Annotated in this window: 21 protein-coding genes; 13 read left to right on the top strand and 8 right to left on the bottom strand. The window is 63.0% G+C overall.

Annotated features, from left to right (window positions below; genetic code table 11):
• Positions 1-69 precede the first annotated feature (69 nt).
• Both ACLFLU_RS29750 and ACLFLU_RS29745 read left to right on the top strand, forming a co-directional pair.
• Positions 70-1,299: an acyl-CoA dehydrogenase family protein gene (locus ACLFLU_RS29750; RefSeq protein ID WP_426408302.1), complete on the top strand. Its 1,230-nt coding sequence runs from the start codon at positions 70-72 to the stop codon at positions 1,297-1,299.
• Positions 1,300-1,308: 9 nt separating this feature from the next.
• Positions 1,309-1,872, top strand: coding sequence for a flavin reductase family protein (locus ACLFLU_RS29745; protein WP_426408301.1), 564 nt, complete (start codon positions 1,309-1,311; stop codon positions 1,870-1,872).
• Positions 1,873-1,895: 23 nt separating this feature from the next.
• Here ACLFLU_RS29745 and ACLFLU_RS29740 read toward each other — a convergent pair whose 3' ends face one another.
• Positions 1,896-2,804 (bottom strand): NAD(P)-dependent oxidoreductase, encoded by a 909-nt coding sequence (locus ACLFLU_RS29740; protein ID WP_426408300.1) that lies wholly within the window; start codon positions 2,802-2,804, stop codon positions 1,896-1,898.
• Positions 2,805-2,980: 176 nt separating this feature from the next.
• On the opposite strand from ACLFLU_RS29740, the gene ACLFLU_RS29735 reads away from it, so the two are divergent.
• From ACLFLU_RS29735 to ACLFLU_RS29710, 6 genes are all read left to right on the top strand, one after another.
• Positions 2,981-3,964, top strand: coding sequence for an ABC transporter substrate-binding protein (locus ACLFLU_RS29735; protein ID WP_426408299.1), 984 nt, complete (start codon positions 2,981-2,983; stop codon positions 3,962-3,964).
• A 78-nt stretch (positions 3,965-4,042) separates the two neighbouring features.
• Positions 4,043-5,737 carry a dihydroxy-acid dehydratase gene (gene ilvD, locus ACLFLU_RS29730; RefSeq protein ID WP_426408298.1) on the top strand — a complete coding sequence of 565 codons (1,695 nt, stop codon included), beginning with the start codon at positions 4,043-4,045 and terminating at the stop codon, positions 5,735-5,737.
• 125 nt (positions 5,738-5,862) lie between these two features.
• Positions 5,863-6,708 (top strand): ABC transporter ATP-binding protein, encoded by an 846-nt coding sequence (locus tag ACLFLU_RS29725; protein ID WP_426408297.1) that lies wholly within the window; start codon positions 5,863-5,865, stop codon positions 6,706-6,708.
• Complete coding sequence (locus ACLFLU_RS29720; protein ID WP_426408296.1) at positions 6,705-7,490, top strand: ABC transporter permease; 786 nt, start codon at positions 6,705-6,707, stop codon at positions 7,488-7,490. Before ACLFLU_RS29725 ends, ACLFLU_RS29720 begins: the two co-directional genes overlap by 4 nt.
• Positions 7,490-8,254: an ABC transporter permease gene (locus ACLFLU_RS29715; RefSeq protein ID WP_426408295.1), complete on the top strand. Its 765-nt coding sequence runs from the start codon at positions 7,490-7,492 to the stop codon at positions 8,252-8,254. Before ACLFLU_RS29720 ends, ACLFLU_RS29715 begins: the two co-directional genes overlap by 1 nt.
• Before the next feature lie 37 nt (positions 8,255-8,291).
• Positions 8,292-9,338, top strand: a complete 1,047-nt coding sequence (locus ACLFLU_RS29710) for a peptidase M29 (RefSeq protein ID WP_148752679.1) — start codon at positions 8,292-8,294, stop codon at positions 9,336-9,338.
• Here ACLFLU_RS29710 and ACLFLU_RS29705 read toward each other — a convergent pair.
• The 5 genes from ACLFLU_RS29705 to ACLFLU_RS29685 are packed head-to-tail and all read right to left on the bottom strand — an operon-like array spanning position 9,335 to position 15,060.
• Positions 9,335-10,327: a 3-hydroxybutyryl-CoA dehydrogenase gene (locus ACLFLU_RS29705; protein ID WP_426408294.1), complete on the bottom strand. Its 993-nt coding sequence runs from the start codon at positions 10,325-10,327 to the stop codon at positions 9,335-9,337. The two genes, ACLFLU_RS29710 and ACLFLU_RS29705, sit on opposite strands and share 4 nt — an antisense overlap.
• A gap of 3 nt (positions 10,328-10,330) precedes the next feature.
• Positions 10,331-11,419, bottom strand: coding sequence for an NAD/NADP octopine/nopaline dehydrogenase family protein (locus tag ACLFLU_RS29700; RefSeq protein WP_426408293.1), 1,089 nt, complete (start codon positions 11,417-11,419; stop codon positions 10,331-10,333).
• On the bottom strand, positions 11,416-12,942 hold the full coding sequence (locus ACLFLU_RS29695) for a class I adenylate-forming enzyme family protein (RefSeq protein WP_426408292.1): 1,527 nt from the start codon (positions 12,940-12,942) through the stop codon (positions 11,416-11,418). The genes ACLFLU_RS29700 and ACLFLU_RS29695 overlap by 4 nt, the downstream gene beginning before the upstream one ends.
• A 2-nt stretch (positions 12,943-12,944) precedes the next feature.
• Positions 12,945-14,234 carry an acyl-CoA dehydrogenase family protein gene (locus tag ACLFLU_RS29690; protein ID WP_426408291.1) on the bottom strand — a complete coding sequence of 430 codons (1,290 nt, stop codon included), beginning with the start codon at positions 14,232-14,234 and terminating at the stop codon, positions 12,945-12,947.
• 7 nt (positions 14,235-14,241) lie between these two features.
• A complete protein-coding gene (locus ACLFLU_RS29685; RefSeq protein WP_426408290.1) occupies positions 14,242-15,060 on the bottom strand; it encodes an alpha/beta fold hydrolase in 819 nt (272 codons plus the stop codon).
• 197 nt (positions 15,061-15,257) lie between these two features.
• Here ACLFLU_RS29685 and ACLFLU_RS29680 point away from each other — a divergent pair, with 197 nt between their 5' ends.
• The 4 genes from ACLFLU_RS29680 (at position 15,258) to ACLFLU_RS29665 (ending at position 20,635) form a co-directional block, all read left to right on the top strand.
• Positions 15,258-16,019 carry an SDR family NAD(P)-dependent oxidoreductase gene (locus ACLFLU_RS29680; RefSeq protein WP_426408289.1) on the top strand — a complete coding sequence of 254 codons (762 nt, stop codon included), beginning with the start codon at positions 15,258-15,260 and terminating at the stop codon, positions 16,017-16,019.
• 26 nt (positions 16,020-16,045) lie between these two features.
• Complete coding sequence (locus ACLFLU_RS29675) at positions 16,046-16,882, top strand: enoyl-CoA hydratase family protein (RefSeq protein ID WP_426408288.1); 837 nt, start codon at positions 16,046-16,048, stop codon at positions 16,880-16,882.
• A 97-nt stretch (positions 16,883-16,979) separates the two neighbouring features.
• The gene (locus ACLFLU_RS29670) at positions 16,980-19,331 is read left to right on the top strand and encodes a bifunctional salicylyl-CoA 5-hydroxylase/oxidoreductase (RefSeq protein ID WP_426408287.1); all 2,352 of its coding nucleotides are present in this window, start codon (positions 16,980-16,982) and stop codon (positions 19,329-19,331) included.
• Between the two features lie 53 nt (positions 19,332-19,384).
• Positions 19,385-20,635 (top strand): flavin-dependent oxidoreductase, encoded by a 1,251-nt coding sequence (locus tag ACLFLU_RS29665; protein WP_426408286.1) that lies wholly within the window; start codon positions 19,385-19,387, stop codon positions 20,633-20,635.
• 9 nt (positions 20,636-20,644) lie between these two features.
• On the opposite strand, the gene ACLFLU_RS29660 is transcribed toward ACLFLU_RS29665, so the two are convergent.
• Together ACLFLU_RS29660 and ACLFLU_RS29655 are read right to left on the bottom strand one after the other, a co-directional pair.
• Positions 20,645-21,103, bottom strand: coding sequence for a cupin domain-containing protein (locus ACLFLU_RS29660; protein ID WP_194481488.1), 459 nt, complete (start codon positions 21,101-21,103; stop codon positions 20,645-20,647).
• Positions 21,104-21,133: 30 nt separating this feature from the next.
• Positions 21,134-22,306 (bottom strand): ABC transporter substrate-binding protein, encoded by a 1,173-nt coding sequence (locus ACLFLU_RS29655; protein WP_426408285.1) that lies wholly within the window; start codon positions 22,304-22,306, stop codon positions 21,134-21,136.
• Positions 22,307-22,558: 252 nt separating this feature from the next.
• On the opposite strand from ACLFLU_RS29655, the gene ACLFLU_RS29650 reads away from it, so the two are divergent.
• A complete protein-coding gene (locus ACLFLU_RS29650) occupies positions 22,559-23,077 on the top strand; it encodes a MarR family winged helix-turn-helix transcriptional regulator (protein WP_234679645.1) in 519 nt (172 codons plus the stop codon).
• Positions 23,078-23,173: the final 96 nt, after the last annotated feature.

Below are 23,173 nucleotides of genomic sequence, written 5' to 3'. Positions count from 1 at the left end.
CCTTGGTGCTGCGCCAGCTTGATTTGGCAGGGTTCCCGCCGCATAAATGCGTAAGAGCGAGGGACACGAATGGCGCCAGGTCAAGAGCCGAGTATGGGGCAGTCGGTTGCGACAGACCCCGGCGGACGAGCCTATGCGACGATGATTGCCAAGGCCCGGTCGCTCGTGCCGCAATTGCGGGAGCGCGCGGTTCGCACCGAGGAACTGCGGCATCTGCCACCGGAAACCGAGCGAGACCTGCACGATGCCGGCCTGTTCCGGATGCTTCAGCCGAGGCGCATCGGCGGCTCAGAGCTCGACTACGTCGCCCTGATCGATTGTGCCGAGCTGCTCGGTCGCGCCGACGCGTCGGTAGCCTGGAATCTGGCCAATCTGGCAAGCCACCACTGGATGCTCGGCATGTTCGAGCCGCGCGCGCAGAATCTGGTCTGGGGCCCAGATCCGGACGTCCTGATCGCGTCATCGTTCATCTTCCCCGCCGGCCGCGCGCGGAAGGTCGAGGGCGGATACCGGCTGCACGGAAGTTGGCCGTTCTCGTCTGGTGTCGGCTCATGCGCATGGAACATGCTCGCGAGCGTGGTGTCGTCCGACGACGAGGCTGATGGCATCGAATACCGCATCTTCCTGTTGCCGAAGGCCGATTACAGGATTCTCGACACCTGGAATGTCGCCGGACTGCGCGGCACCGGATCGTCGGATGTCGAAGTCGGGGACGCCTTTGTGCCCGAGCATATGACGGTCGCTGTCGGTGATTTGGCGGGAGGCGCAACGCCCGGAAGCGGTGTGAACCCCAATCCGCTGTACGCACTGCCGGTATTCTCTTTGTTTCCGTATGTTCTCTCCGGCGTCGCGCTCGGAAATGCGCAGGCGTGCCTCGACGACTATGCGGAGGTCGCGCGTCACCGTATCTCGACATACAACCGCGCCAAGCTGAGCGACTTCCAAAGCACGCAAATCAAAATCGCAGAGGCCTCCGCCAAGATCGATGCTGCGCGCCTCATCATGCGCTCGGCCTGCATCGAGGCGATGGAGCACGCGCGAAGCAAGCACACGCCAGACATGGCTATTAAGACCAGGTATCGGCGCGACGGGGCGTTCTCGGTCAATCTGTGCACGGATGCCGTGTCGATGCTGTTCGCGGCGAGTGGCGCGCGCGGCCTGTTCACGACGGGGGTGTTGCAGCGGCAGTTCCGAGATGCGCACGCCATCAATTCGCACCTCGCATTCAATTTCGATGCGGCCGGAACCAATTATGGGCGCGTGGCACTCGGCCTGCCGTCCGAGAATCTCACCTTGTGAGGCCGGCCGATGAATGACCAGCCAAAGCAGCCGGCCGCTCCTGATCCAGCCAACGAGTTCGCGAGCGATAGCTCGCAGATTGATCCGCGAGATTTTCGCAACGCGCTCGGCACGTACGGAACAGGTGTAACGATCATCACAGCCACGGCCGCCGATGGTAAGCCGTATGGCATCACCTGTAATTCATTCGCATCGGTCTCCTTGAACCCTCCCTTGGTCCTATGGAGCCTCGGAGTCTACTCCTCGAGCCTGACCGTGTTTCAGAACGCCAGCCATTTCACCGTCCACGTGCTGGGTACCTCGCAGCAGGCGCTTGCCAACAAGTTCGCAAAGTCGTCCGAGGACAAGTTCGCCGGCGTGGACTGGACGCCGGGCCTCGGCAACGCGCCGGTGCTTGCCGAGAGCGTGGCCAATTTTCAGTGCCGGTCCGTCAATCGCTATTATGGCGGCGATCACGTGATCTTTCTCGGTGCGGTCGAGGCCTATGCCTACAACGGAAAAGAGCCGCTGCTGTTTGCGCGGGGGGCGTATGGCCGGTTTCTGTCCGACGACGAGCGCAAGAAGTCACCGTAGGCGATCCAGGGGCGCTGGTCAGTTCAGCGGTCTGTGGCCGAGAGCTTGTAGATTTCCAGAGCGTCCGCATCTGCGCCGCGCGCAGCCTTGGCCAGCCTGAAGATCTGTCCCGCGAGGGTCGCCATCGGCACCGGCGTTGACGTTGCTTGGGCGACATCGGCGACCGTGTCGAGATCCTTCAGCATCGTCGCGATGTGGCCGAGCGGCGGCGAATGAATGCCTTGGACCATGCGCGGCACGAAGAGCTGAAGCGGAATCGAATCCGCAAAGCCGCCGGCGAGCGCCTCGGGCAGTCGGCTCGCGTCAATTCCGGCATTCGAGGCAAGGCGCGTTGCCTCCGCGAGGACGGCCATCGCGCATCCGACGATCACCTGGTTGCAGAGTTTTGTGGTCTGGCCCGCGCCGGTGGGACCCATATGGGTAAACCTGCGCGCCATGGCCAGCACATAGGGCCGGGCCCGCTCGATGTCGGGGGCCTCTCCGCCGGCCATGATGGCCAGCGTGCCTTCTTCGGCGCCCTTGCTGCCGCCGGACACCGGTGCATCGATCCAGCTTGCGCCGTTTGCCGCTTTCATTCGTGCTGCAAGCTCGCGCGCGGCGTCAGGATGGATCGACGAGAAATCGACCACGAGCTTGCCTACGCCGGGAGCTGCCGCAAGACCTTCCGGCCCGAAGATCACCTCTTCGACGGCTGCGGCATCGGTCACGCACATGAAGACGATGTCGGAGTTCGCCAACAGGTCACGAGGCGTGTCCGCGCGCTTGGCGCCGGCCTCGACGAGTGGAGCTACCTTGCCTTCCGAACGGTTCCAGACGCTGACGGGATAGCCGGCCTTGAGCAGGCGCCGGGTCATTGGCGTCCCCATCAGTCCGAGGCCGAGATAGCCGAGCCTCTCGACGCCCTGCGGGTTTGCCTTGCTCGCTTCAGCCATAGGTTGCCTCCTTGTGTCGCGGCGCAACGCCGCGCGACCGCTGCGCACCATACATAACGCATCCCGCAGCGAAACCGGCCGGCTTGCATGGCTTGCTTGATTGTTTGAACCATGAAACATTTGTGCCGGTCGGGTTGGGTGGCGTCCGTCGGCGCCGGAGCAACGGAGTGGGCACGATGCGGGCAGTTTCGAGATGGATGCTGGCAGCAGGGGCTGTGGCGGCCTTGATCGCGGGCGCGAGCCCGTCATGGTCTCAGCAGACGATCCGCGTGGGCTGGACCATCCCGGCCGAGGAATCCAAATACTGGATGATGCGCAGGCCGGCCGAATTTCCCGATATCGGCAAGACCTATAACATCGAGTGGACCCAGTTTCAGGGCACCGCGCCGATGACGCAGGCCTTGGCGGCCGGCGCGCTGGATTGCGCAACGCAGGCGCCGCTTTCACTTGCCAACGGCGTGGTCGGCGGCAATCTCAAGGCCTACATCGTCGCGCAGCACGTCTTCGAGAAGCCCGGTGGCTTCTCGGTCTACTGGGCGGTCATGGATGACTCGCCAATCAAGACGATTGCAGATCTCAAGGGCAAGACTGTTGGCATTTCCGTCATCGGCGGCGGCACGCAAGGCCCGTTCAACCTGCTCCTGAAGCAGAACGGCGTCGATCCGGCCAAGGACATCAAGCTGGTTGAGGTTGGTTTTGCCGTCTCCGAAGATGCCCTGCGTCAGGGTCGGGTTGATGCGGTCAACATGAACCAGCCATTTGCGGCGCGAGCTGAGGCCAAGGGCGGCACAAGGAAACTGTTCTCGCTGTCGCAGGCCATGCCGAACATCGTGCACATCCTGGAAGCCTGCCGTGCTGATTTCGTCGACAAGAACCCCGAGCTGGTCAAGGCCTATGTCCGCGATATCACGTCGGGCATGAAGAAGGCACTCGCGAACCGTGAAGAGACGTTGAAGGTGGTCAATGAAGTCTTGAAAGCGCCCATCCCGGTGCTCGAGACCTATCTGCTTAAGGACAACGATTTCGGTCGCGATCCCGGTGCGGCGCCAAATTTCCCTGCGATCCAGAAGATGCTCGACATCTATGCGGAAACGGGAATGCTGCCGAAGCTGGATGTCGCGCAATTCAAGCACCCGACGATCGTCGCGCCACTGCAATAGGCGATCGGACCGTTCGCTGGATCAATGAGGTCGCAATGTCCCGCCGCGTGCGGGACATTGCATGAAGATGATGCAGGCATGAAGAAGTTGCGATCACGGATAACGACTGACGGCCTTGACCGGGCCCCGCACCGTGCCTTCATGCGCGCCATGGGGCTGGACGACGCGGCCATCGCCAAGCCGATGGTGGGCATCGTCAGCATGAAGGGCGAGCAGACGCCCTGCAACATGACCCACGATTTTCAGGTGGCTGCGGCCAAGACCGGGGTCGAGGAGGCCGGCGGTACGCCGCGTGAATTCTCGACTGTCTCGGTGTCCGACGGCATCAGCATGAATCACGAGGGGATGAAGTTTTCCCTGTTCTCGCGTGAGCTGATCGCCGACTCCATCGAGGCGGTCGTCCATGGCCTCGCCTACGACGCGCTGATCGGATACGGCGGCTGCGACAAGACGCTTCCGGGCGTGATGATGGGCATGGTTCGTTGCAACGTGCCTTCTATCTTCATCTATGGCGGCAGCTCGCTGCCGGGCCGCGTGGATGGACGCACGCTGACCGTCCTCGACTCCTACGAGGCCGTCGGCAGCTTCATGACCGGAGAGATCGACGCCCCGACGCTTGAGCGGATCGAGCGTGCCTGCCTGCCGACCATTGGCGCCTGCGCCGGTCAGTTCACCGCGAACACCATGGGAATGGTGTCGGAGGCGATGGGCCTGACGATTCCCAATGTGTCGATGGTGCCCGGCGTCTACGCCGAACGCGCGCAGATATCGCGCCGCGCAGGGCGGTTGATCATGGAGATGCTCGAACGTGGCGGGCCGCTGCCGCGTGACATTGTGACACGGCGATCTCTCGAAAATGGAGCCGCGATCGTCGCCGCGACGGGCGGATCGACCAATGCCGCGCTGCATCTGCCGGCGATTGCGAACGAAGCGGGCATTGCGTTCACGATCGATGACGTCGGCGAGGTCTTTACCAGGACCCCGCTGATCGGAAACCTGCGGCCGGGGGGCAAATACACGGCGAAGGATGTTTACGACATCGGAGGCGCGGCCGTTGTGATCAGCGAGTTGATCCAGAGCGGGCATATCGATGGCAGCTGCCTGACCATCACGGGCCGTACCCTCGCGGAGGAATATGGCGCGGCCAATGCACCCGATGGCGAGGTGGTTTACGCGGCCCGCGCGCCGATCATGCCAGACGGCGGCGTGGCGGTTCTGAAGGGAAATCTCTGCCCCGACGGCGCCGTCATCAAAGTCGCGGGCTTGAAGAGCCAGTTCTTCGAGGGCGTAGCGCGCGTCTTCGAGGATGAAGAGGCTTGCGTTGCGGCTGTTCGTGATCGCAGCTACAAGGCAGGTGAGGTTTTGGTGATCCGCAATGAAGGGCCGGTGGGTGGTCCTGGCATGCGCGAGATGCTCGGCGTCACCGCGCTGATCTACGGCCAGGGCATGGGCGAGAAAGTGGCCCTGATCACGGATGGCCGGTTCTCCGGCGCCACGCGCGGCATGTGTATCGGCTATGTATCTCCGGAAGCGTTTGTTGGCGGCCCGCTGGCGCTTGTCCGTGATGGCGACAAGATCCGGATTGATGCCGCCCGCCGCCGCATGGACTTGCTGGTCGACGAGCAGGAACTCGCTGCACGGCGACGCGATTGGAAGCAACGCCCGCCGCGTCATCGCGCAGGTGCGCTGGCGAAATATGCGCGTCTGGTCGGCCAGGCACCGGGTGGAGCGGTCACGCATGAGGGACCGGCGGAGTGGCCGTGGTTCGACTGAGCAGTTGCACTCGTGCGGAAATGGCGACCAATTTGGCAGGTTTCTTGCTAAGCTCGTGCCGCTGATGGAGGACATTCAGCTGATCGGTTGCGTGACATTCGCGCGTGAGTGAAGCGAGAGACGGGATGAAGGTAGTGCCTTCGAGATCGAGCGAATGGGTGAGACCGGTGGCGCCAAAAAAGCCGGCTTCTGCGATCATCGAGATCGACCGCGTCTCGCAGGTCTTCCAGACCTCGGCGCGCAAGGATCATTTGGCGCTATCGGATATTTCCTTGGCGATCGAGGAGGGGGCGTTTGTCTCCATCCTCGGTCCGTCCGGCTGTGGTAAGTCGACGCTGCTTTACATCGTCGGTGGCTTCGTGAGTCCAACCAGCGGCGCGGCGAGGATGAAAGGACAGGCCATCACGGGGCCGGGGCCGGATCGCGGCCCGGTGTTCCAGGAATTCGCGCTGTTCCCGTGGAAGACCGTGCTGGGTAACGTGATGTATGGGCCGCGCCAGCAAGGTGTGCGGCCCACAGAGGCAGAAGCGCAAAGCCGCGCTCTGATCGAGATGGTCGGGCTCAAGGGTTACGAGAACTTCTATCCGAAGGAGTTGTCGGGCGGAATGAAGCAGCGCGTCGCGTTGGCCCGGACGCTCGCCTACCATCCAGAAGTCCTGTTGATGGACGAGCCGTTCGGTGCGCTCGATGCGCATACCCGGACGCGTCTCCAGAACGATCTCCTGAATATCTGGGAGCGTGACCGCAAGACGGTGCTATTCGTCACCCACTCGGTCGACGAAGCCGTCTTCCTTTCGGACAAGGTCGTAATGATGTCGAAGTCTCCAGGGCGCATCCGGGAAGTCATCGATATCGATCTGCCGCGGCCGCGGCGCCGCAACGAGCTGTTGCTCGATCCGCGCTACCAGAAATACGTCGTGGACATCGAGCGCATGTTTGACGAGGTCGACGAGACGGGATCAGTGTCATGATCTCGCCGTCCGCCTTGACCAGACGTGCTGCGCCGATATTCGCTTGCATCGCGTTGCTTGCGGTATGGCAGGGCGCATCGCTGGCGCTGAAGAACGACAGCTTTCCAACGGCTATCGAAGCGATCCGTGCGATCCCGGATATCCTCGGTGACAAGGAATCTCTGATCAACATCCTGGCCTCGCTTCGCCGCATGGCGATCGGGTTCGGCATAGCGGTGCTGGTCTCGATTCCGCTGGGCCTGTTGATGGGCCGTAGCCGGGCCGTCGCAGCCTTCTTCAATCCGCTACTGATGGTGATCTATCCGGTGCCGAAGGCGGCACTGATGCCGATCATCATGCTGTGGCTCGGCGTTGGCGACATCACCAAGACGCTGGTGATCTTTCTCGGCGTCAGCCTCCCGGTGATCTATCACAGTTTTGAGGGAGCCAAGGCCGTCGAGGAGAAGATGCTGTGGTCAGGCGCGGCGATGGGGCTTTCGCCCTTGCAGCGCCTGGTTCGGATCGTGTTGCCGGCCGCGCTCCCGGAGATCCTGACCGGGTGCCGCACCGGTCTGGTGCTGGCGCTGATCACGATGATCACCAGCGAGATGATCGCGCGCCAATCGGGAGCAGGAAACATCCTGTTCAACGCGCTCGATATGGGCCAATACGACACGGTATACGCGATGATCATCATCGTCGGCGCGATGGGCATCTGTCTCGATGCGGTCTTCGAGCGCGTCCGCGCAAGACTGGTGAGTTGGTCCGAACCTCAGTTCGACATGCCGTTGAGCTTCTCCTGATGCCACGGTCTCTCTCAGCAAACGTCGTCTTTGGGCTCGCGCCAATCGCATTGGTGATCGCGCTGTGGCAGGGCCTGGTGTCATTCGGCTTCGCGCCTGCGGTTTTGCTGCCGCCGCCGGGCGTCGTGTTCAGCCGGCTGCTCCAGCAGCTCGTGACACGGACGTTTCAGCAGGATATCGCGGCGACCCTGATCCGGCTGTTCGCCGGCTTCGCGATTGCAGTCGTCCTCGGCGTCAGCATTGGCATCGCAGCTGCTGCCAGTCCGGCGATCAACGCCATAGTTCGGCCGATCGTGCGGGTGCTGGCGCCGCTGCCGAAGGTCGCGCTCTATCCGGCTCTGTTGCTGTTGCTTGGCTTCGGCCACGGATCGAAGATCACGCTGGTGACCGCGGACGCGCTCTTTCCCATTCTGCTGTCCACCTACTATGGGGCGTCGATGGTGGAGCAGAAGCTGATCTGGTCGGCGATGGCAGCGGGAACGCCGCGCTATGAAATCCTGTTCAAGGTTGTCTTGCCCGCGGCGATGCCGTCGATCCTGACGGGGTGCCGGATCGGTCTTGTCATTTCGTGCATCGTGGTGTTTCTGGCCGAGATGATCACGTCGACGGACGGCTTGGGGCATTCCCTTGTGACGGCGGCGCGCACCTTCCAGGCGGTCGACATGTTCGTGCCGCTGATCACGATCTCGCTGCTGGGATTGATCTTGAACGGCCTTTTGGGCGCCGTGCGATCGTACCTCTTGCGAGGTTTCCCCGAAGCGTGAATTGACGAATAAGAAACCAGAAGACCGGGAGTGAACCATGTTGGCTGATCGCATCGAGGCAAAATGGATCGACGCGTTTTGCGAGATTTTTGAGCGATGTGCGGTCAAGGCCGGTGATACCGCGGCGATCCTCTCGGAGACGCAGTCGCGCGCGTTGAACGTGCATCTGGCGGAGCTTGCGCTGTTGCGAATGGGAGCGAAGCCGTTTCATGTCGTCATGCCGACACCGCGTAACCGCAACATTGTTCCGGTTCGTTCAACGGGAGCGAGCGAGGCAATCCAAAAGCTTGGGCCGGTCATCACTGCGCTTCAGCAAGCTGGCTTCGTGGTGGATTGCACCATCGAAGGCCTGATGCATGCGGTGGAGACGCCCGAAATCCTGAAGGCTGGCGCGCGTATTCTGGTGATCTCCAACGAGCATCCCGAGGCGCTGGAGCGGATGGTGCCGGATCCCGCGCTGGAGAAGCGCGTTCGCGCAGCGGCAAAGATGCTGCGTGGAACGAAGCGGATGCGGGTCACCTCGAAGGCCGGCACGGCGCTCGACGTGGACATGGTCGGCGCGTCCACGGTTGGTGTGTGGGGCTGGACCGACAAGCCCGGCACACTGGCGCATTGGCCGGGCGGCATCGTCGTCAGCTTCCCCAAGAGCGGGACGATTAATGGCACGCTGGTGATGGCGCCGGGCGACATCAATCTCACGTTCAAGCGCTACCTGACGTCGCCGGTGAAGATGACGTTGAAGGACGATTACGTGGTCGAGCTGGAAGGCGAGGGCACGGATGCCGCAATGATGCGCGCCTATCTCGCCGCCTGGGGCGATCGGGAGGCTTATGCCGTGTCGCATGTCGGTTTCGGCATGAACCCGGGTGCGCGTTACGAGGCGCTGTCAATGTACGACCAGCGCGACACCAACGGCACTGAGATCCGTGCCGTCTCCGGCAATTTTCTGTTCTCGACGGGGGCCAACGAATTTGCCGGCCGTTATACCGCAGGCCATTTCGACCTTCCAATGATGGGAACGACCATCGAGCTCGATGGCGTCGCAGTGGTGCGGGAAGGTGTGCTTCAGGACGTTTTTGGCTAGCTGCGGTCGAGCACCGGCGGGCGAGCGAGGTCGAAGTGCCGGAGCAGGTCGACCATGGCCTGGAGGCGCTTTGCGCGATAGGCGTCAACGTCCATGCCTGAATAGTCGAGGAAGCCGGCCCCTGTGCGCAGGCCGATCCGGCCTTCATGCATGTTGCGTGAAATGACGTCCGGCGCGCGATAGCGGTCGCTGCCGAGTGCGCCCTCCAGATATTTGCTGGCGTAGTACAGAATATCGCCGCCACCCCAGTCGATGAATTCGAGCAGCCCGAGCACGGCATAGCGGAAACCGAAACCGTAGCGGATCGCCTTGTCGATCTCCTCCGCGCTGGCGACACCTTCCTCGACCATGCGCGCGGCCTCGTTCATTGCCAGTGCCTGAATGCGCGGGACGATGAAGCCGGGCGTCGCCGCGCAAACGACAGGCACCTTGCCGATGCCTTCGAGCAGCGCCTTGACCTCGTCGATGATGGCAGGATCGGTGGCTTTGCCGGGCGAAACCTCGACCAGTGGGATCAGATAGGCTGGGTTGAGCCAGTGCACGTTGAGGAAGCGACGGGGATTCAGGATCGCGCCCGAGAGATCGTCGACGAGGATGGTCGACGTCGTCGATGCAATGATCGTGTCGGGGCCAACCTGCTCTGAAGCCGCCCCCAGCACCTCGCGCTTGAGCTCGACGACCTCAGGAACGCCCTCGAACACCATTCCGGCTTGGGACAACGCGGCGCCGCTTTGGCTGGCCGGCACCACCGAAACCCGCGCGATCAGCGGATCAACGTCGGTCTCGGTCAGCATCCCCAGCTTCGATAGGTTGCCAAAGGTCTTCCTGACCTCGCCCAGCGCATCCGCCTCCAACCTGGCGAAGTCCTCCGCTGAACGCGCCTTGATGTCGATCATCGTGACTGTGTGGCCCGCATAGGCGAATGCGACGGCGATGCCGCGTCCCATGCGGCCGGCCCCGAGACAGGCAATGTTGGCGCGACGGGTCATCGGTCAGTATCCTTCGCGAAGCAGCATCTGCAATTCGGCCTTGTGAAGCTTGCCAAGCCCCAGCGTCTCCAGCGTCCGGCCGCCTTGCGCGAGGTCCTCGCCGCAGATCGCGGCGCCGATGGCCAGGAAAGCCTTGGCGAGGGGCGTGGCCACGCCCGCCAGCCCGGCGACGGACACCAGCAGCGACAACCCAAGCCGCAGATCCTCGCGCATGTAGCGGTGTTCGGTCAGCACGATCCGCTCGCGCCAGTCGCCGGAATCCGTCAGGCGGTCATGCGAGCCGCGGCCATACATCCAGATCTCGCCTTCCTTGGCGTAATGGTGGGCGAGCGGAAAATGCGGTGCGCTATATCCAAGCGCCTCGCGCACGGCGATCCGCTCGGCGTCGAGGACGTCGGTCACCCGTCGGATCGCAGCCTGCGTGCCTTCCTTGTGGATATCCCACCGCTCGAAATGTTCGATCGGGCCTGCGTTCATCACGATCAGCGGCGGGTGAATGATGCAGCCCGCATTCATCAGCGCGCCGGATAGCGCGTCACCGCAGGGCTCGATCACATCAGGGAAGGCGCGTCCAATCACTTCGAGCGCATGTGGCGCCTGGTCGAGCGGGAACACGCCGACTGGCAGCCGCTTGGCGCGGATGGTGATCGCGACCTCGAATGGCCCGTGCTTGCGGGTGAGCCATGGCAGCGTGCCGGTTTCAGCGAAGCTTGCGTTGGCGCGATTGCCTGCATCCCGCGCAGCCTGCGCGAAGATGATCGAGCCGAATGTCGCCGGCGGCAGAAACACGACCTGGCCGTCCTGCAGATGCGGGGCGAGGAGTCGGGCGATATTCTGCTGAGCAAAGGCAGGGGCAGGGCACAGGATCAGCTCGGCATCGCCGACGGCTTCGGCGATGTCGGTGGTCACCAGTGCCAGCTTCACATCGTGCTGGCCATTATGGTCCTTCACGAGGATGCGTGAGCCGGCGGCATGATGTGCTTCGACCTGTTCTGCATCACGGCGCCACAGCCGGACCTCATGTCCCGATAGCGCAAAATCGCCTGCGGCCGCGAAAGAGCCGTTCCCCCCACCCAGAACCGCAATCTTCAAGATGCTTCTCCTTGCGCGCGTGACTGCGCATCAAGTTGCTTCAGCAGGAAATGTTGGACCTTGCCCAGCGCTGTGCGCGGCATGTCGGCGACGAAAACGATGTCGCGTGGAACCTTGTACCGGGCGAGCTGCGCCTGAACGTGTGCTCTCAGCTCGGCCGCTTCGAGACGGCAGCCGGATCGCCGGATGACATAGGCAATGGGCACTTCATCCCAGCGCGGGTCCGGCCGGCCGATTACGGCGCATTCGCTGACGTCTGGATGTTCGAGCAGCACCCGTTCGACCTCGGCCGGATAGACGTTCTCGCCGCCGGAAATGATCATGTTCTTCTTGCGGTCGCGAACCCAGAAGTAGCCGTTCGGGTCGCACAGGCCAATATCACCGGTGCGATACCAGCCGTCGTGCAGCGCATCGCGCGTGGCGTCCGCATTGCCCCAATACTCGAAGAAAACATTGGGGCCGCGGACCGCGATCTCGCCCGGCGCGCCCGCCGGCACCTCGTTGCCGGCCTGATCAATCACCTTCGCCTCGCAGCACAGGCCGGCAAGCCCGGTCGATCCCGCGCGCGACAGGTCGCCGCCGAGGCGGGTGTAGACGGCGATGGGGCAAGTTTCCGTCGAACCGTAGACTTGCAGCACCGGCACGCCGCGTGCGACGAAGCGATCGATCAGGTGTGGCGGCACGATGGTCGAGCCGGTGGCGACGGCCTTCAGCGATGAGAGATCGGTCGTGGCCCAGGCGGGGTGCTCACTAACGGCCTGGATGATCGCCGGCACCATGACCGTCAGGGTTGGCCGATCCCGTTCGATGGCGGCAAGCGCCGTTTCCGGGGTGAAGCGAGCGTGGATTGAGACGGTTGCACCAAGCTGAAGTGCCGCGGTCGTCTGGATGTTGAGCCCGCCGACGTGGAAGAACGGCAGCACCGTCAGCACATGATCATCGGACGTCATGTTGTGCATGTGCTGACTCATGACACCGTTCCAGAACAGTGCCTCCTGGCGCAGCACAGCACCTTTCGGTCGTCCGGTCGTCCCCGACGTGTAGACGATGAGCAGCGGGCAGGAGAGATCGGTGTGCGGATTGCGTCCGCTGCTTCCCTTACGCGCTAGCATGCTTTCGAAGGTCATGCCGTGCGGTGGCGCAAAATCGAGGCCGATGACGGTGGTCCCCGGCGCGAGTTCGGGCAGGACTCCTTCGAATGCCTGCTCGAGCACCAGCACCTTGGCACCGGCATCGGTGAGGATGAAAAGCTGTTCGGCGACAGCCAGCCGCCAGTTCAGCGGCACCAACATCGCGCCGAGCCGTGCGCATGCATAGAGCAGGACCAGATAGTCCGGCCGATTCAGGCTCAGGATCGCGACGCGGTCGCCTCGGCCGACACCGACGTCCTGCTTCAAAGCTGTTGCGGTCCGCTCGATACGATCGGCGAACGCTGCGTAGCTCAGCCGCTCTCCCTCGAAGGCGATAGCGCTCTTGTCTGGCGAAAACGCCGCGTTGCGATCGATCAGACTGCAGAGGTCCACCTTCAGTCGTCCGTTTCGCCGGCCTCGTACAGCGCCTCGCGACCGATCCGGTCGAGGCAGAGCTCGGCCGTCCAGGGCAGCATCAGCGAGCCGCAGCGGCTGTCGCGATAGATGCGTTCCAGCGGCAGCGAGCGGAGCATCGCCTGTCCCCCGCAGGTGCGGATCGCAAGCGCGGCCAGCTCATTGGCGCCTTCCATCACCGAATATTGCGCGGCATAGGCGCGCAGCACTTGCTCCTTGCTCGGATTGGCGCGCGCTTCGGTAACGGCCTGGAACCAGATCGCCTTGATCTGCTCGAGCTTGATTTGCATCTGCGCGACCGCGATCTGCTTGGTCGGATACATACGGCGCTTGACCGGCGGCATGCCCGGCACCTCGCCGCGCAGATACCGCACCGTGAAATCGTAGGAGGCTTGCGCGAGCCCCATATAGGTGGGCGATAGCGTCAGGAACATATGCGGCCATCGCATCGCCGCCTGAAAATAAACGCCGCGCGGCATCAGCGCAGAATCTTCCGGTACGAACACGTCCTTGAACAGCAGTGTTCGCGAGACTGTGCCGCGCATACCGAGCGGATCCCAGTCGCCGACGACGGAAACGCCTTGCGACTTCGCAGGAATCGCGAGGTAGAGCGTATTGCGGCGCGAAGCCTTTTCGCCTTCCTCGATCTCCGTGCAGAGCACGCCGTAATAGTCGGCGTGGCCGGAGAGCGATGCAAAGATCTTCTTGCCGTTGACGATCCAGCCGCCTTTGACAGGCTTTGCTTCCGTGCCGAAGGCAACGCCGCCCGCGGCTGCCGCACCGCCTTCGGAGAAGGGTTGCGAATAGATCGCACCGTCCTCGACGATGCGCTTGTAGTGGACGGCCCGCCGCTTTTCGTGTTCCGCACGGGTCTCCGCGTCCATATCGAGGTCATCAGCCAGCGGTCCAGACCACAGGGTCGAGCAGACATGCATGTTCCAGGTCAGCGCGGTCGCGCCGCAATAGCGGCCGATCTCCGCCGCTGCGAGCGCGTAGGTCTGGTAGTTAGCTCCCAGCCCGCCGTGCTTCTTCGGCACGGCGATGCCGAGCAGGCCGATGCGGTGCAGGTCTCGATAATTTTCGGTCGGGAAGACCGCCTCGCGATCGTAGGTGGCGGCACGACCCGCGAACACGCTTTGGCCGATCTCGCGCGCCCGCGCGATGATCCCGGCCTGTTCGTCGCTCAAGCGGAAAGCCACGGGATCGAAGATCGGCGCGTCCAGCGCGACCTTGTCGCTCGTGCCGATGGTCTTGCTGACTTGCATGGTCATTGCGCAGTCACCCGTGTTTTGCAGCGATGGAATCGACGAAGCTGCCGAGAGCCTTGTCGAAGGCATCAGGCCGCTCAAGGTTGGCGAGATGGCCGACGCCGGGGAGTTCGACATATTCGGCGGCGGGAATGTAGGTCGCCGTCTTCGCCATCATCGGCGCAGGCGCGTTGTTGTCCTTGGAACCAGACAGCAGCAGCGTCGGCACGGAAATGTCCTTGAGCGTGCTGCGTTGGTCGAATCCGATCAGCGCCAGCATCATGGCGCGATAGCTCGCCTCGGGCACACCCCCCATGCAATCGCGTGCAAGCTCCATCCCCTTGGGATCAGGATCGTCGCCGACGAGCTCCTTCACGAGGGACGGTGCCAGCGATTTCATGGTCTCGCCGCGATCGAGCGGACCCAGGCGTGCCGCGATGAACGATTTCTGCCAGTCGCCGTCGGCCTTGCCGAAGGCCGGGCTGGTCTGCGCGAGGACGACAGCGCGCGCGAGTTTCGGCGACTGCACCAGCCACTTCTGGACGATCATGCCACCGATCGAGTGGCCGACCAGAATGGGGCTTGTCGCGCCGATCTGCGCGATGAATTGCTGGAGTGCATCGGCCAGAGCAGCGATGCTGACGCTGGCGAGTGGCGACGAACCGCCATAGCCCGGCATGTCCCACGCGATCGCGCGGAAGCGATTGCCGAATGTGGCAAGCTGCTGTCTCCAGGCCCGCGCCGCGCCGCCGATGCCATGCAGGAAAATCAGGGGTATCGCACCCGGATCGCCCGCGGCTTCATAGGCGAAGCGTCCGTCCCTCGTTATCATCGGCGCAGGCTGCGACACGCGACATCCTTTTGCTTGGCCGAGCGATGCTAACAGGCTTGTGGGGGATGGGAAGAGATAATTTTATACTTAAAGCAATTTTCAGGCCGCTCTCGCGCGCGCGGGCGTTTGCGGCGTCGATGCGCGCTTTCGTTGCAAAAGTTTGAAGGTTAAAATATATCGGAGGAACGATCAGCAGATCCTGAGGGAGCCCGCGCATGTCCGCATTGCCGCATTCGCCGCACGCGCTGGTAACCGGTGGCGGTCGCGGCATCGGCCGCGCGATCGCAGCATCCCTTGTCGGCGCTGGTGCCACCGTGACGGTGCTCGGTCGGAACGCGGCTACTCTCGAAGAGGCGGTGAGCGCCGGGGCCGCGCATTATGCAGCCGTTGCCGATGTCTCGGACGAAGCTGCGCTCAAGGCAGCGATCGCCGCAGCGCATGCGCGCAAGCCGATCGATATCCTGATCGCAAACGCCGGCAGTGCTGAATCCGCGCCGTTCGCGAAGTCGGACAGTGCCCTTTTTGCGCGCATGATCGACGTCAATTTCATGGGCGTTGTCCATGCTATCAGCGCTGTGTTGCCGGCGATGAAGGATCGCTCCTACGGGCGCATCGTTGCGATCGCATCGACGGCCGGGCTCAAGGGTTATGCATATGTGAGCGCGTATGCGGCCGCGAAACACGCTGTGATCGGTCTTGTGCGTTCGCTCGCGCTGGAAATGGCCGGCAGCAACGTGACCGTGAATGCGGTCTGCCCCGGCTTCACCGACACCGATCTCGTTACCGGCAGCATCGACAACATCATGAAGAAGACCGGGCGAACCCGTGAGCAGGCGATCGCCGAGCTTGCCAAGCACAATCCGCAGGGGCGCCTGATCACGCCGCAGGAAGTGGCGAATGCCGTGCTTTGGTTGTGCAGCGAGAACGCCGGTGCGATCACGGGGCAGGCGATTGCCGTCGCCGGTGGCGAGATCTAACCGCGCGGAACAAGGAAGGACATCTCATGAGCAGACCAGCCAATCCCGTCACCGTGCCGCTGGCGGACTATTCGCCGCAACACTTCCTGCTGGCCGTGGTTGACGGCGTTGCGACCGTGACGCTCAACCGTCCCGAACGAAAGAATCCGCTGACGTTCGAGAGCTACCGCGAGTTGACGGATTTCTTCCGTGCCTGCGCGTTCGACGACGCGGTCAAGTCCATCGTCGTCACCGGCGCCGGCGGCAATTTCTCGTCCGGCGGTGACGTGTTCGAGATTATTGGCCCGCTGGTGAAGATGGATACCAAGGGCCTGACCGCGTTCACCCGTATGACCGGTGACCTCGTCAAAGCGATGCGAGCCTGCCCGCAGCCGATCGTGGCCGCGGTCGAGGGCATCTGCGCCGGTGCCGGCGCGATCATCGCCATGGCATCCGACATGCGGCTCGCCGCGAGCGGAGCCAAGGTGGCTTTCCTCTTCAACAAGGTGGGTCTTGGCGGCTGTGACATGGGCGCCTGCGCGATCCTGCCGCGGATCATCGGTCAGTCCCGCGCCTCCGAGCTTCTGTACACCGGCCGGTTCATGGCCGCGGAGGAGGGCGAGCGCTGGGGCTTCTTCAGCCGCATCGTCACGCCGGAGCAAGTGCTGCCCCAGGCGCAGCTACTGGCCAAGCAGGTCGCGGAAGGGCCGACCTTCGGCAACACCATGACCAAGCGGATGCTGGCCATGGAGTGGGCGATGTCGGTGGAGGAAGCGATCGAAGCTGAGGCCGTTGCCCAAGCCCTGTGCATGACGACGGCCGATTTCGAGCGCGCCTTCGAGGCTTTTGCCAACAAGGTCAAGCCGGCCTTCAGGGGCGACTGAGCGGTCTTTTCCTGCGGGAAGGCCTGGACGGGGACTTGCCAGAAATTATTTTAGGCTTAAAATAGTTTTCATGGCCGGGTGAATTGGCGAGGCTCCCATGAAAGTCGCGATCATCGGTGGCGGACCTGCGGGGCTCTACGCAGCGATCCTGCTCAAGAAGCAGCGCCCGAGCGCCGATATCACCGTCTATGAACGCAACCGCGCCGGCGACACGTTCGGCTTCGGCGTGGTGTTCTCGGACGCCACGCTCGACAATTTCGAGAAACACGATCTCCCGAGCTACCGCCGCATCACCCAGGAGTTCGCTTATTGGGACGATATCGCCGTGCATTTTCGCGGCACGGTGCATCGGGTCGGGGGTAACGGCTTTTGCGGCTGCTCGCGGCAAAAATTGTTGCTGATCCTGCAGGAGCGGGCGCGCGAGCTCGGTGTCAACCTCCATTTCGAAGTGGATGTCGACGACGAGTCGCGCTTTGCCGATGCCGATCTCGTCTTGCTTGCCGACGGCATCAACAGCCGATTTCGCGAGAAGCATGTCGATCACTTCGAACCGGAAGTCGACCTCCGCACCAACAAGTTTGCCTGGATGGGCTCGACCAGGCCGCTCGATGCCTTCACCTTCATCTTCCAGGAAACGGAGTGGGGACCTTTCATCGCCCACGCCTACCAATATGAGGCCGGTCACTCGACCTGGATTTTCGAGACCGATCCGGAAACGTTCGAGCGTGCGGGCCTGACGGGTCTCAATGAAACCCAGTCCGCAGCGCGGATGGCCGAGATCTTTGGCTGGTTCCTCGGCGAGCACAAGCTGCTCACCAACCGCTCGATGTGGCGCAATTTCCCGATGATCCGCAGCAAGCGCTGGGTCAAGGACAACATGGTTCTGCTCGGCGACGCCAAGGCTACCGCGCATTTCTCGATCGGCTCGGGCACCAAGCTCGCGATGGAAGACGCGATCGCGCTGGCGGAAGCTATGGCAAAGGCACCCGACACAAAGGCTGCGCTGGATGTCTATGAGCACGGCCGCCGCGAAGAGGTCGAGAAGACCCAGCACGCGGCCGACGTCTCGCTGGTCTGGTTCGAGCATGTCGACCGCTTCTGGGACTTTGATCCTGTGCAGTTCGCCTTTGGCGTGATGACGCGCTCGAAGGCGATCACTTATGACAATCTGAAGCTCCGAGCGCCCGATTTTGTCGCCGAAGTCGAGAAGTCATTCGCCAGGCAAGTTCGCGACATCGGCTTTGACGTCAGTACCGACAAGCCGATGGTGCCGCTGTTCCAGCCATTCCGCTTGCGTGAGATGGAGATCGCCAACCGCGCCGTGATGTCGCCGATGTGCATGTATTCGGCGAAGGAGGGCGTTCCGGGTGAATTCCACCTCGTGCACTACGGCTCGCGCGCCATCGGCGGCGCCGGCCTGATCTTTACCGAGATGACCTGCGTCAGTCGCGACGCCCGGATCACGCCCGGCTGCGCCGGATTGTGGAATGACGAGCAGGAGACGGCATGGCGGCGCATCGTTGATTTCGTCCATGGTAATTCCGCTGCGAAAATCTGCCTGCAACTCGGACATGCCGGCCGGAAGGGCGCGACCAAGCTGATGTGGGATGGCATCGACCGCCCGCTGGACGAAGGCGGTTGGGATGTGGTTTCGGCATCCCCGCTGCCCTATTTCCCCGACAGCCAGGTGCCGCGCGAGCTCGATCGCGCGGGCATGAACGCGGTGCGAGATTCGTTTGTCGCAGCGGCCGAGCGCGGTGAGCGCTGCGGCTTCGATATGCTCGAGCTGCACAGCGCCCACGGCTATCTTCCTGCCAGCTTCATCTCACCGCTGACGAACACCCGTACGGACGAATATGGCGGGTCGCTCGAAAACCGGCTGCGCTTCCCGCTCGAGATCTTTGAGGCGCTGCGGGCCGTGTGGCCGAAGCACAAGCCGATGTCGGTGCGCATCTCCGCGACCGATTGGGCTGACGGCGGCGTCACCGGTGACGATGCGGTGGCCATTGCGCGTGCGTTCGCCGAGGCCGGTGTTGATCTCGTCGACGTCTCGACAGGGCAGACCGTGCGCGATGGACAGCCGATCTATGGTCGCATGTTCCAGACGCCATTCTCCGACCAGGTCCGCAACGAGGCGCGCGTGGCAACCATGTGCGTCGGCAACATCACGACCGCGGACCAGGCCAACACCATTCTGGCCGCCGGCCGGGCCGACCTCGTCGCACTCGGGCGGCCGCATCTGGTCGACCCTTTCTTCACCATGAAGGCGGCGGCCTGGTACGGGGCAGACGATGCGTTCTGCCCGCCGCAATATCTGCCCGGGAAAGACCAGATTTTCCGCAATAGCGCGCGCGATCGGCAGGATCTCGAGGAGCTGAGGATTAAGGCTAAGCCCAAGACCCGGGCTGAACTCAAGGCGGAGGCGGCAAAGCCGCTTGCGGCGGAGTAACCGCCCGTGCGACGTTAACCCCGTTGCCTGTGTATTGAGTGGAGTTAAGGGCGATGAAGGCGATTATCGTCGGCGGCGGTATCGGTGGTCTCACCACGGCGTTGATGCTGCGGGCCCGCGGCATCGGCTGCGAGATATTCGAGCAATCCGATACGATCCGCGAGCTTGGCGTCGGCATCAACACGCTTCCGCATGCCATGCGCGAGCTTGCCAGCCTCGGCCTGCTGCAGAAGCTCGACGACGTCGCGATCCGTACCGACCAGCTCTACTACCTCAACCGCCATGGCCAGGAGGTGTGGCGCGAAGCTCGCGGTGTGGACGCCGGCCACGACGTGCCGCAATTCTCGATCCACCGAGGCCGCCTCCAGGGTGTTATTCATCGCGCCGTCGAGGAGCGCCTCGGGGTGGATGCAATCCACACCGGCTGCCGACTTGGTGCATTCACGCAGGATGAGGGCGGCGTCACCGCCTATTTCTTCGACCGTGCTGGCTCGCATATCCGCACCACACGCGGCGATATCCTGATCGGCGCCGACGGCATCCACTCACGCGTGCGCGACACGCTGTTCCCGAACGAAGGGCCGCCGTGCTGGAATGGCCTGATGCTGTGGCGCGGTGCGCGCGACTGGCCGCTGTTCCTCACCGGCAAGTCGATGATCGTCGCCGGTGGTCTCAACGCCAAGGTGGTGATCTATCCGATCGCGGAGGGGTCGAGCCCGGCGAGCCGTCTGACCAATTGGGCGGTGCTGGTGAAAGTGGGCGAGGGCAACGCGCCACCGCCGCGGAAGGAAGACTGGTCGCGCCCGGGCCGGCGCGAGGAGCTGATGCCACATGTCGCGCGCTTCTCGGTGCCCTATATCGACGTGAAGAGCCTGATTTCGGCGACGCCCGAATTCTACGAATATCCGACCTGCGACCGCGATCCCTTGCCCTATTGGTCGTCCGGACGCGTCACGCTGCTCGGCGATGCCGCCCATCCGATGTATCCGGTTGGCTCCAATGGCGCCTCGCAGGCCATCCTCGACGCGCGCTGCCTTGCGGATGCGCTGGTGCGCGCCGAGCATCCGCGTCAGGCCTTGATGGAATACGAGAAGAAGCGCCTGCCGATGACGGCGGACATCGTCCGCTCCAACCGTCGTGGTGGCCCCGAGGGCGTCATCGACGCCGTCGAGCAGCTCGCGCCCGACGGCTTCGACAATGTCGACAACGTGCTGAGCTATTCCCAGCGCGAGGCGATTGTGCGTGGCTATGCCACCAAGGCCGGCTTCGCCGCGGTACCGGGACTTGCTGCGGTGCGTGCCTGACGCGAGGCGCTAGCCGGCGCCGGGAGGCGGCGGCAGGAAGTGGATGTTGAACTCGGCGGCCATCGCCACAACATCCTCCGGCTTCTGTTCCTTCATGTTGTGAAGGCCCCAGAACAGGTCGAACAGCTTTTTGGTCGGCGAGACCCAGAACAGCACTTTTGCGGTCTGGTCCGACTTGTTGAAGATGCCGTGCGGCACGCCCATGCCGAGCCGGATCAGATCGCCGGGCGTCGCCTGCGCCTCCGAATTGCCGAGCACGAAGTCGAGCTTGCCCTCCAGCATGTAGAGATATTCGTCCTGGTCGGGATGAATGTGCGGCGGCACGAACGTGCCCGGCGGCAGGGTCGCGTGCCAGGAGAAGCTGTTCTCGGTGTTGCTCTTCGGCACATAGGTCTGGCCGAGGATGTTCCAGGAGATGCCCTGAATCCCCTCATTGGCCCGCGTGATGCCGGTGATTTCGCTCTTCATTGCTGTCCTCCCTAAACGCGACGCGCAGCCTTAGTTCGCCTTGCAGTCCTTGGCATAGCGGTCGCCGTAGTTCTCGAAAACCTTTTGGACGATCTCGGTCTGGAACTTTCCGTCCGGACGCTTGGCGACCTTGGTCAGGTAAAAGTCCTGGATCGGGTAGCCGTTGGTGTTGAACTTGAACGAGCCGCGCAGCGACGTGAAGTCCGCCTTCTTCAGGGCTGCCGCAACGGCGTCCTTGTTGGATAGGTCGCCCTTCACGCCCTTGATCGCGCTGTCGATCAGCATCGCAGCATCGTAGGCCTGGAAGGCGTAGGTGCCGGGCACGCCGTTATAGGCGGCCTCGTAGGCGGCTACGAATTTCTTGTTCTGGGGATTGTCGAGATTGGGCGCCCAGTTCGCGCCGCCGAACATGCCGACCGCCGCGTCCTGCTGTGCCGGCAGGGTCGATTCATCCACCGTGAAAGCTGAGAGCACCGGAATGCTGTCGGCGAGGCCGGCTTGCTTGTACTGCTTGACGAGGTTGACACCGAGACCGCCCGGCATAAACGTGAACAGCGCATCGGGCTTCTGCGACGAAATCTTGGAAAGCTCCGGCTGGAAGTCCAACGTGTTGAGCGGCATGTAGGACTCTTCGACGATCTCGCCCTTGTAGTCGAGCTTGAAACCGGCGACCGAGTCCTTGCCGGCCTGATAGTTCGGCACCATCAGATACATCCGCTTGTAGCCGCGATCCTGCGCCACTTTGCCGAGGATCTCGTGGACCTGGTCGTTCTGATAGGACGTCACATAGAAGAACGGGCTGCAGTCCTTGCCTGCAAACGTCGACGGGCCGGCATTGGGGCTGATCAGGAACACCTTGGATTCCGTGACCGGCCGGTGGATCGCCTGGAGGATGTTGGAGAAGATCGGCCCGACCACGAAGTCGACCTTGTCGCGTTCGAGCAGGCCCTTGACCTTCGTCACCGCCGCATCGGGCTTCAACTCGTCGTCGACAACGACGACCTCGACATCGCGGCCACCCATCTTGCCACCGAGATCCTTCACCGCGAGGGCAAAGCCATCGCGGACCTGCTGGCCGAGCGCGGCGCCGGGGCCCGACAGCGTCACGATGACGCCCAGCTTGATCTTCTCCTGGGCGAGGGCGGGGCTCATTGCGGTGCCGAGCAGCAAGGCGGCCGCAGCCAAAGTCATTTGAGTCTTCATGATCTGTCCCCCATCAACATCGGGCTTGTGCTGCAAGCCGCGTACATTAAGTCCAAGCTTATGCTGATGATGGCCGCCGCGGCAAGTTTGCTCAAAGCGCCACCATCGCGTGGCCAGCGGCGCATGCAAGCGGCGCGCCAATTATTTGAAGCCTAAAGAAACTGGCGTGCGGTCGATTGTTGCAGCTTTGGGCTTGCGGCTGGAGCCGATTTATTTGAAGCTCAAAACGTTGGGGAATCCGTGCCGGCGCCAATGCCGGCCGTGAGTGACTGCATCGAGATGCTCGATTCCGAGACCAAGGCCGTCGAAACGCCGGAGGACCATGCCGAAGAGCTTCGGCTGTGGTTGCGCCTGCTCACCTGCACGACCCTGATCGAGGGAGAAGTCCGCGGCCGCCTGCGGCAGCGTTTCGATGTCACGCTGCCCCGTTTCGACCTGATGGCCCAGCTCGACAAGGCGCCCGATGGCATGACGCTGTCGGACGTCTCCAAGCGCATGATGGTGTCCAACGGCAACGTCACCGGCCTCGTCGAGCGCCTGGTGGAATCCGGCCATCTCGACCGCCGCACCTCGGAGACCGACCGCCGCGTCCAGGTGATCCGCCTCACAAAGCTTGGCCGTGCCGAGTTTCGCAGGATGGCCTCGGAACACGAAACCTGGATCGCCGATCTCTTTGCCGATCTGACGCCAAAGGACGTGCGCGAGCTGATGCGGTTGCTGGCCAAGACCAAGGCGTCGGCGCAGAAATCGGCCGCGCGGCGCCGGCCCTAAGCGCGAGCCGACGCGCCCTTCTCATCCCGCTTTGCCGTACGAAAATGCATGGGATGCTCAAAATCCGCTATTGCGCCAAATTGTTTTAAGCCTAAA

It is taken from the genome of Bradyrhizobium ganzhouense, from assembly GCF_049949285.1.
Taxonomy (GTDB): Bacteria; Pseudomonadota; Alphaproteobacteria; order Rhizobiales; family Xanthobacteraceae; genus Bradyrhizobium; species Bradyrhizobium ganzhouense.
This window is presented reverse-complemented; position numbering and strand designations above follow the sequence as displayed.